Origin of the sequence: Clostridium thailandense, assembly GCF_019207025.1 — a bacterium.
Taxonomy (GTDB): Bacteria; Bacillota; Clostridia; order Clostridiales; family Clostridiaceae; genus Clostridium_AM; species Clostridium_AM thailandense.
Genome location: NZ_JAEEGC010000038.1, coordinates 1 through 12776, shown reverse-complemented (window position 1 = coordinate 12776; position 12776 = coordinate 1). Strand labels below are relative to the sequence as shown.

Annotated in this window: 13 protein-coding genes; 8 read left to right on the top strand and 5 right to left on the bottom strand. The window is 29.4% G+C overall.

The features are described from left to right. Positions 1-2 precede the first annotated feature (2 nt). The 4 genes from I6U48_RS09445 to pdxT all read left to right on the top strand — a co-directional run bounded on the left by I6U48_RS09445 (position 3) and on the right by pdxT (position 3540). Positions 3-1127 (top strand): GAP1-N2 domain-containing protein, encoded by a 1125-nt coding sequence (locus I6U48_RS09445; RefSeq protein WP_218320166.1) that lies wholly within the window; start codon positions 3-5, stop codon positions 1125-1127. A 37-nt stretch (positions 1128-1164) separates the two neighbouring features. Next, positions 1165-1968 (top strand): YARHG domain-containing protein, encoded by an 804-nt coding sequence (locus I6U48_RS09440; protein ID WP_218320165.1) that lies wholly within the window; start codon positions 1165-1167, stop codon positions 1966-1968. 116 nt (positions 1969-2084) lie between these two features. Then, positions 2085-2954, top strand: a complete 870-nt coding sequence (gene pdxS / locus I6U48_RS09435; RefSeq protein WP_218320164.1) for a pyridoxal 5'-phosphate synthase lyase subunit PdxS — start codon at positions 2085-2087, stop codon at positions 2952-2954. A 1-nt stretch (position 2955) separates the two neighbouring features. Continuing rightward, a complete protein-coding gene (gene pdxT / locus I6U48_RS09430; RefSeq protein ID WP_218320163.1) occupies positions 2956-3540 on the top strand; it encodes a pyridoxal 5'-phosphate synthase glutaminase subunit PdxT in 585 nt (194 codons plus the stop codon). Between the two features lie 95 nt (positions 3541-3635). Here pdxT and I6U48_RS09425 read toward each other — a convergent pair whose 3' ends face one another. Together I6U48_RS09425 and I6U48_RS09420 are read right to left on the bottom strand one after the other, a co-directional pair. Beyond that, positions 3636-3833 (bottom strand): alpha/beta-type small acid-soluble spore protein, encoded by a 198-nt coding sequence (locus tag I6U48_RS09425; protein ID WP_218320162.1) that lies wholly within the window; start codon positions 3831-3833, stop codon positions 3636-3638. A 297-nt stretch (positions 3834-4130) separates the two neighbouring features. Continuing rightward, entirely contained in the window at positions 4131-5018 is an 888-nt protein-coding gene (locus I6U48_RS09420) for a DegV family protein (protein WP_218320161.1), read from the bottom strand. Between the two features lie 257 nt (positions 5019-5275). On the opposite strand from I6U48_RS09420, the gene I6U48_RS09415 reads away from it, so the two are divergent. The 3 genes from I6U48_RS09415 to I6U48_RS09405 all read left to right on the top strand — a co-directional run bounded on the left by I6U48_RS09415 (position 5276) and on the right by I6U48_RS09405 (position 6856). Then, positions 5276-5422: a hypothetical protein gene (locus I6U48_RS09415; protein WP_218320160.1), complete on the top strand. Its 147-nt coding sequence runs from the start codon at positions 5276-5278 to the stop codon at positions 5420-5422. A 218-nt stretch (positions 5423-5640) separates the two neighbouring features. Next, positions 5641-5940: a hypothetical protein gene (locus tag I6U48_RS09410; RefSeq protein WP_218320159.1), complete on the top strand. Its 300-nt coding sequence runs from the start codon at positions 5641-5643 to the stop codon at positions 5938-5940. Positions 5941-6115: 175 nt separating this feature from the next. Beyond that, positions 6116-6856: an NAD(P)H-dependent oxidoreductase gene (locus tag I6U48_RS09405; RefSeq protein WP_218320158.1), complete on the top strand. Its 741-nt coding sequence runs from the start codon at positions 6116-6118 to the stop codon at positions 6854-6856. 210 nt (positions 6857-7066) lie between these two features. On the opposite strand, the gene I6U48_RS09400 is transcribed toward I6U48_RS09405, so the two are convergent. The 3 genes from I6U48_RS09400 to I6U48_RS09390 form a co-directional block, all read right to left on the bottom strand. After that, positions 7067-7582, bottom strand: coding sequence for a MarR family winged helix-turn-helix transcriptional regulator (locus I6U48_RS09400; protein WP_218320157.1), 516 nt, complete (start codon positions 7580-7582; stop codon positions 7067-7069). 263 nt (positions 7583-7845) lie between these two features. Then, positions 7846-8115, bottom strand: coding sequence for a DUF1294 domain-containing protein (locus I6U48_RS09395; protein ID WP_218320156.1), 270 nt, complete (start codon positions 8113-8115; stop codon positions 7846-7848). A 123-nt stretch (positions 8116-8238) separates the two neighbouring features. Beyond that, on the bottom strand, positions 8239-9828 hold the full coding sequence (locus tag I6U48_RS09390) for an ABC-F family ATP-binding cassette domain-containing protein (RefSeq protein ID WP_218320155.1): 1590 nt from the start codon (positions 9826-9828) through the stop codon (positions 8239-8241). Between the two features lie 255 nt (positions 9829-10083). Between I6U48_RS09390 and I6U48_RS09385 the strand changes: the two genes are divergently transcribed. Then, entirely contained in the window at positions 10084-12270 is a 2187-nt protein-coding gene (locus tag I6U48_RS09385) for a DNA topoisomerase III (protein ID WP_218320154.1), read from the top strand. Positions 12271-12776 lie beyond the last annotated feature (506 nt).

Below are 12776 nucleotides of genomic sequence, written 5' to 3'. Positions count from 1 at the left end.
AAATGATCGATCAACACTATTATACGAGAGAAAGAAAAGGAATATATAGCAAGACTCCTGGTTATGATACAATAGCTAAAAGTAATAAATTGGAGGATGAATTTATAATCGGTACACTTCATAATTTATGCTTTTACGAAATACCAGCATCTCTTGCAGGAGAGGAAGATGGATCAAAATATCCTGTTTCTCTGTTTTGTGTAAATACGGAGGATAACAGGATGATATTAGGACAATCTGTTTTCTGTGGAAAGGATTATACGGGACAGAGAAATAGATATTTTACTCATAATTATGTCATTTCAGAAGATGAAAGAAACGAGTACATAGAGAATCCTGAGAAGATTATATTTTCGGGAGGATTTGTATCAGACTATGATATTAATAAAGGTTCGGTCATATCTCAAGTTTTAAAAATTAAGGAAAATAGAGAAAAAGACTGTTTGGGCTCAATAAATGAGCTGTTTTCATCGACTAATCTATGTAAAGAAACTTTTTTAAATCTAATTAGAGCATGTTTTGATATAGCTAAACATAAGAAAAAAATATATATAGTATTAGACTCAAATTTAGATAACATGGAAATTTTGGCAAAGGGGATATTAAAATATCTATATAGAGCACTTCCTCTTGATTTAAGAAAAAGAATAGGCTTTATAACTTACATGAAAGAGCCAAAAAACAAAGAGCTAATAAATATAGTTTTTTTATGTAAAGGAAGTATTAAAAGAATAAATACTGAACTAAAGTCTGGATATATTTTTAATATTGCAGATAACAATTTTCATTTAGAAGGTATTGATGAAGAGGAACACATATTTTTGGATTTTATTATGGATAACATAGAGAATAAAGAAAAGCTAAATGAATTTTTCTATAAAGCACAGACCTCTATTGATGACAGTAAGCTGGATATTCGATGCTATGATAATATTCTTAATCCATTATCACTAAATCCAGAAGAAACTATGATTACTGAAGAGAATGAAGAAGGATGTGGGCGTAAATATAACACAGATTACGAGCATCAATTGAAAGATTTAAATAAATATAAGAGAAAGATATATGGTATTTATAAAAAGATTAATGATTTTATTTTAAAGATTAAGACTAGACTTACCAAATAAGATTTTACGCTTTATATAGTTGAGGTGGTTGATGAAAATGGATAAATGTAAAAAATGTGGAACCCCTTTTGACGAAAATGATAAGTTCTGCAGTACTTGTGGAACAAGGAGAGAATCAGAAAATATAGTAGTTGAAGAAAAAACTACAAAAAATTTAGAGACTGCAACAAATAAAACCAATTCTGATATGAATAGTATCAAGGAATGTAAATGGAATACAGACAGAATAAGTATACCTGAAGATAAGAAGGAAAAGGATCATTTTACAAGAAATGAAAACTTACAGGATGATTCGCAATATTACAGGAGTGAGGAAGAAGAAAGATATACAGAAGGCTTAAGAATAGGAAAAAGTTTTTATATAATTCTTGGAGTGCTCTTTCTTTTTAGTTTTATAGGGGGATACATATTCTATGTAAGTAACAATACAAAAAGTAATCAAAATACAGAAATTGGAAATAATCAAACTGTGGAGTATAATAACTCCAATTCAAATAAGAATAGCAATTCAGGAAATAGTAAAGCAGGTGAATATATATTTCCTTATAGCAATAAAAAACCTTTAACTGCAAAAGATGTTAAAAACATGAGCAAGGAAAAATTAGCGTTAGCAAGAAACGAGATATTTGCTAGGCATGGATACGTTTTTGAAGGAGAACCTTATGAAAGCTATTTTAAAGGAAAGTCATGGTATAAGCCTGATACTAAATTTACGGGAGAAGGAAAGCAACTATCTGCAGTGGAGAGACACAATATAAGAATAATAATGAGAGCAGAAGGTCTTGAGAAAAATTTAGCACCAAACTATGATGCAGACTATAAGGCAGAAGACTATAAGTAAATATAGATAATCACGACATTATATAAATATTACAACATGAATGTATCGATACATTTGAAGCTAACGAAGTTTTACTTTATTATAATATTTATAATAAATATGTCGGAGGTATAATAATGAAAAACTATGAATTGAACAAGAATTTAGCACAAATGCTCAAAGGTGGAGTAATAATGGATGTTGTAAATCCCAAGGAGGCTGAGATAGCAGAAAAGGCAGGAGCTTGTGCTGTTATGGCTTTAGAAAGGGTTCCATCAGATATAAGGAAACAAGGTGGAGTAGCAAGGATGTCTGATCCAAAAATGATTAAAGAAATTAAGGCATCAGTGACAATACCAGTTATGGCTAAAGTTAGAATAGGCCATTTTGTTGAAGCACAAATACTTGAAAACTTAGAAATAGATTACATTGATGAGAGTGAAGTTTTAACACCTGCAGATGAAGCTTTTCACATAAATAAATGGGATTTTAAAGTACCTTTTGTATGTGGAGCTAAAAATCTTGGAGAAGCCTTAAGAAGAATTGGAGAAGGAGCATCAATGATAAGAACTAAAGGGGAAGCTGGAACTGGTAATGTAGTTGAGGCTGTTCGTCATATGAGATGCATGATGGATGAGATTAGAAAGGTAAAAAATGCTTCAGAACAAGAGCTTATGACAATAGCTAAGGAAATGGGAGCGCCTTATGATCTTGTGAAATATGTTTGGAAGGAAGGAAAATTACCCGTAGTTAACTTTGCTGCTGGTGGTGTAGCGACTCCAGCGGATGCAGCACTGATGATGCAATTAGGTTCAGAAGGAGTTTTTGTAGGTTCTGGAATATTTAAATCATCAGAACCAGAAAAAAGGGCAAGGGCTATAGTATTAGCAACAACCTATTACAATGATCCTAAAGTACTTGCAGAAGTTTCGGAAGATTTAGGTGAACCTATAAGTGGAATAGATTTAAGAGATTTAAGTAATAAGTATGCTGAAAGAGGATGGTAGAATGAAAATAGGAGTCCTATCAATTCAAGGTGGAGTAATAGAACATATTAAGCATATTGAATCACTGGGAGCTGAAGCAGTTGAAATAAAGAATATTGAAGATTTGCAAGATATAGATGGATTAATACTTCCGGGTGGAGAGAGTACTGCAATAGGTAAGATTTTAAAAGAAAGAAACTTGCTTAAACCAATTAGAGAAAAAATACTTTCTGGCTTGGGTGTTTGGGGAACTTGCGCAGGAATGATATTATTAGCAGAAAAAATTGAAAATGAAAATAACACATATTTTTCAGTTATGGATATAAAAGTAAGAAGAAACGCTTATGGAAGTCAAATAGATAGCTTTGAGCAGGAAGCTGTTATTGATGAAATTTCAAAAGAGTCTATACCACTCGTGTTTATAAGAGCACCCTATATTACAGAAGTAGGACCTGAAGTTGAAGTATTATGTGAGTTAAATGGAAATATTGTAGCAGCTAAAAAAGACAAAATTCTGGTGACATCATTCCATCCAGAGCTTACAGAAAATTTATCATTTCATAAGTACTTTTTATCTATGTGTAATAATCAGGGAGAACTACAATAACAGTGATTTAACTTGAATTTTTAAATAATAATAATAGTAAACTAGGGTTAGGTAGAATAATGCTACCTAACCCTAGTTCATATTACATATTTAATTTACTTTAAACCTTGTTCGTAAGCTTCAACCATTTTTTTAACCATGTTTCCACCTACTGATCCAGCTTCTCTTGAAGTAAGATCTCCATTATAGCCTTCTTTCAAGTTTACGCCTACTTCTTTAGCTGACTCCATTTTAAATCTGTTTAAACCTTCCTTAGCCTGTGGAATTAATACTCTATTATTTCTATTTGCCATAAGTGAAATCCTCCTTTAATTTTATAATAGTAATTTTGTAGTAGTTAATTTTGTTTTATAACTACAGTTTATACATTTGTAAAATTATTAACCTATATAATTACATGAAAATTGTCCAATTTAAACTAATTGTGTAATAATAAGTAGTATAGTGTATAGATATTTAATTTTAAGTTTATGTAGTATAAAATCTAAAAACATGGATAAACTCTATAGTATGCTATAATACAATTCCTATAATGCTTAGTTTTAAGCATTATAAAGAACCCTAAAAAATTAGGGTTCTTTATTTATACTTTAAGATTCAGTATGAACTTCTCGTTTCTTTCCTAAGAAGAATACAGCTAAAGCTCCTGGACCACCATAGGATCCTACCACAGGTCCAACATAACTCATTATTACATTTTTCACATTTACTTTGCTTAATATAAGATTTTTAAGATTTAATGCCTCATCTATACTATCACCATGAGATATGGCTATAGTTTGCTCTTCTGGTTTTTCTATTTTTTCTAAAACTTTTTCAAAAAGAGCATTTATAGCCTTCTTTCTTCCTCTAAATTTATCTAGAGGTAAAACTTTTCCTAGGTTACTTATGGTTAAGAAAGGCTTTATACTTAAAAGCATTCCTGCAAATGCTGCAGTAGCAGATATTCTTCCACCTTTCCTCAGGTAATTGATATCGTTTACTATCATATAAGTATTTAAATTTTGTTTAGTTTCTTCTAAATAGTTTACAATAGCCTGAATAGAAGAACCTTGTTCTTGCATTTCATAAGATTTTAAGACCATTAACCCTTGTCCTAGAGATGCTGTAAGAATATCAATTATATAAATATTTAAATCTGAATATTCATCTTCTAACATATGCTTAGCTATATGGGCATTGTTAACAGTACCACTTAAACCGCTTGAAGCACCGATATATAAAATATCAAAACCTTCATCAAATATGTTTTTAAATACACTATAGAAAGAATGAGTACTAGGTTGAGATGTTTTAGGCATTTCACCATTTCTTATATCATCATAAAAGTTTTTCAGTGAATAGCTTGTACCGAAGTCATCTAACTTTTCTACATTGTTATAGTGATAAGTTAAGCTAACATAAGGTATGTTAAGTTTTTCAATATATGTGATTGGTAAATCACAACAACTATCAGTAACGATTTTAAATTTTTTCATCTTGTTTCCTCTTAATATAATAATTTTTGACAAATTTATTATTACTTCAACTTTATTTTATAATGAAATTATGTAAAATACAATGAAAATATGAAAGCAAAAATGGAAAATTTATGATATTATTATATTAAACCTGTTATAGGTAATATGATATTTATTTTACCAACATAGAAGAAATATTAATAATCAGGTTATTAAAAACTAGGATAAAATCTTTTTGAAAAGGATATTATAATTTGAGAAAGGAGAGGTTAAAGTTGAGAAGAAGACGAAATAATCCTTCAAAGGATACCATTATTAAGAGCATAAATAATGACATTCATGTTATAGATAAAGAAGACATATTAGTTATGTTTAATGATAAAGAAAATGGGACAAGAGGCAAGTTTAAATTGTTTAAATAAAATATATATAATAAGTTAAAAAATAACAATTAAGAATACAGTTATGAATACCTACAAGCGATCCTGTTTGTAGGTGTTTTTTAGTTTTTAAAGTGAAAGGTAAATTTTTATTTTAAAATTTCGAACAAAAGTAGTGAATCTTTTTAATTTTTATAATATACTTACAATAACAAAATGTTATTATATATATTCTATTTATATTAGGAGGATGTGATAATATGGTGTTATTGTTTATACTGATGACTCTTGTGGTGTTGGCAGTAGCTATAAATTTAAGTGAAAAGGTTTTCTGGCCGCGACGGAATAGTAAAGTTACCCCAAAATCAGTTTATGAAAAGACAATACATTTTCATAAAAATAGAAATAAGTATTATAAATTTTTGAAAAATAATACTTATTTGTTGGGTTGTTTTATGAATCATCTACAAAATAAAAAAAAGAAAAGAAATCCACGAATAAAAAATAGAGAACAATGTGAAAAGAAAAATGATAATATAATTCCTTGGCCAAAGGATTAGTTGTATAAAATTTTAAAACCATAATTTACTAAGTGAAAAACTATTAAATTATGGTTTTTTTGTTTGTAAATTTAAAATAAATTACAGAATTTTAAATTTATCTGGATAAGTCACGAGAATAGGTGTAAAAATAATCTTATATGTATTCTAAATATTAAGTTTTGGAGGCAGCTTTATGAATCATTTAATTATTTATGCACATCCAAGTACAAATAGTTTTTCTAATGCAATTTTAGATGAACTTAAAGAATGTTCTATGAAAAAAAATTGTAGAACAGAGGTTAGAGATTTATATTCTATAGGTTTTGATCCAGTTTTAAGAGCTGCTGATTTCGAAGGGATATGCGGAGGCAAAACTCCAGAGGATATTAAAAGAGAGCACGGCTATATAAAATGGGCAGATTTAATTACTTTTATATATCCCATATGGTGGACCGGTATGCCAGCTATACTTAAGGGGTATATAGATAGAGTATTCTCTTGTGAACTGGTTCAAGATAAAGAGAAAGATGACCAAAAGGATGAAGGAGGAAGTGAAGATAAAAAAGAAATTTCAATTAAAGAATCAAATGATTCAGAAGAGAACTCTAAGAAAAAATCAAGTAATGATAATGAAAAACATAAGAATTCTGAACAAACTAATTCTGAATCAAAAAATAAACAGGATAACAATAGAGCCTTATTAAAGGGAAAAAGGGTCCTTATTGTGAATACCATGGGAACTCCAAATGAAACCTATGATAATTATGGAATGATTAATTCGATGAAACAAACTTCAGATATAGGAATATTTAGTTTCTGTGGAATGGAAGTAGTTCAGCATAAATTTTTTGGAGATGTACCAAATGTAAGCGATGATTTAAGAAAAAAATATTTAAATGAATTAAAGGATATATTGGAAAAAGTCTTAAGTTAAATCTTATGAGTTACTAATAAAATTAAGTACAAATTAATATTTTACGTTGTTAACAAAATGTTTCCAAAAAATAAATAATTGCTCCATAATTAGATTTTATAATAAAACTGTACACCAAATAACAAACCCAAACATACAAAATTATATTCATAAAGTCCCCTTTATAAGCACTGTGAATTTACAGTGCTTTTTATATTGAAAAAGCAAATTTTAAGACATTTGTTCATTTTTCAATAACTTCGAAGAAGATATCTCTAAAAAATTTTCAAAGTCATTTAAGTTCCAGGTTCCTACTAAATCGGCAATCTTATGTAAAGTTTTCAAAAATGATTCTAATTCACTATTGTCGAAATGCTCAAAAATCCCCATAAATTCAAAAGCTGTTTTTGTAGCCAAGCTTTCTTCTACTATGGACTTTCCTTGATCAGTAATATGAATTTTTATAACTCTGCTATTATCTAAGAATTTATCTTTTTTTATATAACCCTTCTTTTCTAATCGGCTTACAAGAGCAGAAGTAGTTGACTTGTTCCATAAGGCTATACTGCCAAGTTGCTCTAAAGTCAATCCGTCTAAAAACTTTAAAATCCATAAAGCATGTTGCTGAGCGTGAGTAAGACCAGATTCCCTGGCCACATTTTCCCAATTTTTTTCTAAATTCATATATGTAGCCCTTAATAAATTCAGAAATATATTAAAATAGTAATCTTGTATTTTTCTATCCATAAGTATCTTCTCCTAATTTTTATTTATAAATAAGTTTATAATAATATATTAAATAAGTTTTTTACAGTGAAAATATAATGAAAATTATTTTGGTAAATATCATTTATTTTAATATTAAGACAATTTATGAAAATATTCAATTAAAATTATTCATAAAAACAATTTTAATTGAAAAAATTTATAATACTAACAATGATTTTAAAATTGTATATTTTGAATTTAAAATAAATTTAAGTATTTTTAGAACTTAAGATTATAAATAACTAAAACAAATGAAATGCAAATTTACTGAGAAAGTAAACTTGAATAATAAATATTAGGGGAATTCCTAGAGTAAATTTCATATGCTTAGTTTTATGTCTGAATAAGTACATGCCTAAAATTACTCCTAGACTTCCTAAAATGAATGATATTAAAAAAATTCTTGCTTCAGGAACTCGCCACTGTTTTTTTATGGATTTATTCTTGTCACAATACATAATTAAGATTCCATATAAATTAATGATAAGTATATAATATAGAAGTATCTTCATAAATTTGCCTCCTAAGCTTTTGAGTTTTGCAAAATATAAAACTTATCCCTTAAATTAGATTTTACAGAGTTTTTCTCCGCATGTCCACTTTAAGGGATAAGTTAATCGATTATATATATTTTTTTACAAATTAAGATTTTCCAAATACTCGTCATAAGTCATTTTTTTATCAACAAGTCCAGATGGTGTAATTGCGATAATTCTATTAGCTATAGTTTCGATAAATTGATGATCATGAGATGTAAATAATATATTGCTGCTGTAATCTCTTAAGCCATTATTTAAAGCAGTAATAGATTCTAGATCAAGGTGGTTAGTAGGTTGATCTAATATTAAAACATTAGCGCTGCTTAGCATCATTTTGGAAAGCATGCATCTTACCTTTTCTCCACCAGATAAAACTTTTGCTTCTTTTAAAGCTTCTTCGCCAGAAAATAACATTCTTCCTAAAAAGCCTCTTAGATAACTTTCAGATTTTTCATCAGAGAACTGACGAAGCCAATCTACTAAATTAAGGTCAACATCGTTAAAGAATTCTGAATTATCCTTTGGGAAATAAGAGGTTGTAATAGTTACTCCCCACTTAAATTCACCACTATCAGGCTCAAGTTCACCAGTTAATATTTTGAATAGTGTTGTATTGGCAATTTCATTATCTGAGACAAAAGCTATCTTATCTCCTTTGTAAACTATAAAACTTATATTATCTAGAACTTTTTCTCCATCTATGGTTTTAGTAAGACCATCTACTCTTAATATGTCATTTCCTACTTCTCTTTCAGGTTTAAAACCTACAAAAGGATATCTTCTTGTAGAAGGTTCTATATCATCTATAGAGATTTTATCCAATAATTTCTTACGAGAAGTAGCTTGTTTAGATTTAGAAGCATTAGCACTAAAACGAGCTATAAATTCTTGTAAGTCTTTAATTTTTTCTTCTTTTTTCTTGTTTTGGTCCTTCATCATTTGAAGAGCCAATTGGCTTGATTCATACCAGAAGTCATAGTTTCCAACATACAATTTGATTTTTCCAAAGTCTACATCAGCCATATGTGTACAAACCTTATTTAAAAAATGTCTATCATGAGAAACTACTATAACAGTACCTTCAAAATTTATTAAAAACTCTTCTAGCCAATTAATAGATTTTATATCCAAATTGTTTGTAGGCTCATCAAGGATTAAAACCCCTGGCTTACCAAATAGGGCTTGTGCAAGAAGAATCTTTATTTTTTCACCACCGGATAAATCAGCCATGTTCTTATAATGAAAGTCTGTTGGAATACCAAGTCCTTGAAGCAGAGAAGAAGCTTCGGCTTCAGCTTCCCATCCATCTAATTCAGCAAATTCACACTCTAATTCAGAAGCTTTTATCCCATCTTCATCAGTAAAATCAGGTTTTGCATAAAGAGCCTCTTTTTCCTTTATTATTTCATAAAGTCTAGCATTACCCATTATAACTGTTTCTAAAACTTGATATTCATCATACTGGTAATGATCTTGCTTTAGTACAGACATTCTTATACCAGCAGGAATACTAACTTCTCCTGTATTAGCTTCTATTTCGCCAGATAAAATTTTTAGAAAAGTACTTTTTCCAGCACCATTTGCTCCAATAACACCATAACAGTTACCAGGAGTAAATTTTAAATTGACATCTTCAAAAAGTTTTCTTTCACCATATCTTAAACTTATATTTGTTACTGTAATCACATTAATACCTTCCTCATATTCAAATTTTGACACTCTGCGCGATATTATATCATAAATCCACGATAATATCATCTATTAATTTAAATATTTTTTAATAAAAGTAGTTTATAAACTTGCTAATTTTCTGATATAATGAATTAAAGACAAGAAATACTTTATTAATAATGGTTTTACTAATATTAATATGAGTCTAGTATAAGGGTGGAAGTAAATTTATCTATCCTTATTTTTATTTGTGGAAGGAAGTAAATGTATATGGGAAAAATATTAGTTTTAGCAGAGAAACCATCTGTTGCTAGAGAAATTGCTAGAGTTTTAAAATGTGGCAAAAAAGGTAACGGATGCATAGAAGGAGATAAGTATATTGTAACTTGGGCACTAGGACATTTAGTTACGTTAGCTGATCCAGAAGCATATGACGATAAATATAAAAGTTGGAAGTTAGAAGATTTACCAATGCTGCCTAAGCATTTAAAGCTTGTGGTTATAAAGCAAAGTGGTAAGCAGTTTAATGCAGTTAAAGAACAATTAAATAGAAAAGATGTAACGGAAATAGTAATTGCTACTGATGCCGGTCGTGAGGGGGAGTTGGTTGCAAGATGGATAATTGAAAAGGCAAGAGTGAATAAGCCAACAAAAAGGCTTTGGATATCATCACAAACAGATAAGGCTATCTTAGAAGGGTTCAGAAATTTAAGGCCCGCAGCACAATATGACAATTTATATAGGGCAGCTGAGTGTAGAGCAGAAGCAGACTGGGTTGTAGGATTAAACATTACAAGAGCTCTTACCTGTAAGCATAATGCACAGCTTACTGCAGGACGCGTACAATCTGCAACATTAGCTATGATAGTTAACCGTGAGGAAGAAATAAAGAATTTTAAACCTAAGGATTATTTTGTGATAAATGCAAAGGCAAAAGGATTCACTTTAGGGTGGAGAGATAAAAATAATAATAGTAATATCTTTGATGAAGATAAGGCAAATAAAATACTGAATGCTACTAAAGGCAAAGAGGCTAATGTAGTTGCTGTCACAGAAAGCTATAAGAAGCAGTATGCTCCAGCTCTTTATGACTTAACAGAACTACAAAGAGATGCTAATAGAATCTTTGGATATTCAGCTAAACAAACTTTGTCTATAATGCAAAGATTATATGAAAATTATAAGATTTTAACTTATCCTAGAACGGATTCAAGATATATCTCTACAGATATAGTACCTACTTTACCAGAGCGTTTAAAAGCAATATCCATAGGTAACTATAGAACCTGTGCAAATGAAATATTAAAGGGTAAGATAAATGGACATAAAGGTTTTGTAGATAACAGTAAAGTAAGTGATCACCATGCTATAATTCCAACAGAGGAAACCGTAAGGATAGCACTTTTAAGCAATGAAGAAAGAAATGTTTATGACCTTGTAGTTAAAAGGTTTTTATCTGTTCTGTTACCACCTTTTGAATACCTACAAACTACTATAGTTGCAGATATTAATGGAGAAACCTTTATAGCAAAAGGTAATGTTATAAAGTCAAAGGGATGGAAGCAGGTATATGATAGAGATAGTGATTTAAGTGAAGACGAAGATGAAAAAGATAGTCAAGAGTTACCTGCTATTAAAAAGGGTGATAAAATAAATGTAACATCAGTGGAAAGCAAAAAGCTACAAACTAAACCACCAGCAAGGTTTAATGAAGGTACTTTATTATCTGCTATGGAAAAACCACAAAAATATGTAAATATTGATAAAGAACATGCTAAAACCCTTGGAGAAACTGGAGGAATAGGAACAGTAGCTACAAGAGCTGATATTATAGAAAAATTATTTAATATGTTCTATGTAGAGAAAAATGGAAAAGATATTATTCCAACATCAAAGGGAAAGCAGCTTATAGAGCTAGTGCCAGATGAACTTAAATCTCCATTACTAACAGCAGAGTGGGAAATGGAATTAGAGCTTATAAGCAAAGGAAAGAAAGATCCTAGAGCATTCATAGATAGAATGAGGAATTATGCAACAGAACTTGTTAAGGATGTTAAAGGAAGTAGTGATAAGTTTAGACATGACAACCTTACAGGAAAAAAGTGCCCTGATTGTGGAAAATATATGCTTGAAGTTAAAGGTAAGCAGGGCAGAATGTTAGTATGTCAAGATAGGGAATGCGGACATAGAGAAAATTTAGCTAGATTAACAAATGCAAGATGCCCGAATTGTCATAAGAAGCTTGAGCTTAGAGGACAGGGAGAAGGACAAATCTATGTATGTACAACTTGTACCTTTAGAGAAAAAGCGGCCTCTTTCAATAAGAGATTTGACAACAAGGAAGGCAAGAACAGTAAAAGAGATGTGGCAAATTACATGAAGAAGATAAAAAAAGAAACCGAAGCGCCAATGAATTCAGCGTTAGCAGATGCTTTAGCTAAATTGAATTTAAAATAAGGGAATGTCATTAATATTTTAATATATACTGAATTATAAGTAAAAATATTAATACTAAATGTGTAGAAACTTAAAAGAGACATTATTCAAAACTATTTTAAAGGTTTTGGGTAATGTCTTAATATATTTAAGTAAAATATTAGACTTATGAATTTATGTGCATAATAAGATCAAATAGATTTAATAGAAAGTAATAAGATGATTTCCTATTGGATTTTATTTTAGCTATTTTTATTATTAAGATTTTTTAAAACTAAAATTTATTATGGAATTTATATGATAAATGTGTATAATTTATAATTATAGTAGAAATTATGCGAATTATATGATAAAATATAAATGAAACTGGTATGACCATAATACCATAAAGTCAATATAACAAATATCTAAAGTTAGGAGACTATGAAGAGATAGGGTTTATTGAATAAGAAATTTTCTACTAAGTTCTATTATAGACATCCACGGCCGACACTTAACTTATGCTTCGGGATATATTGACATTCTTC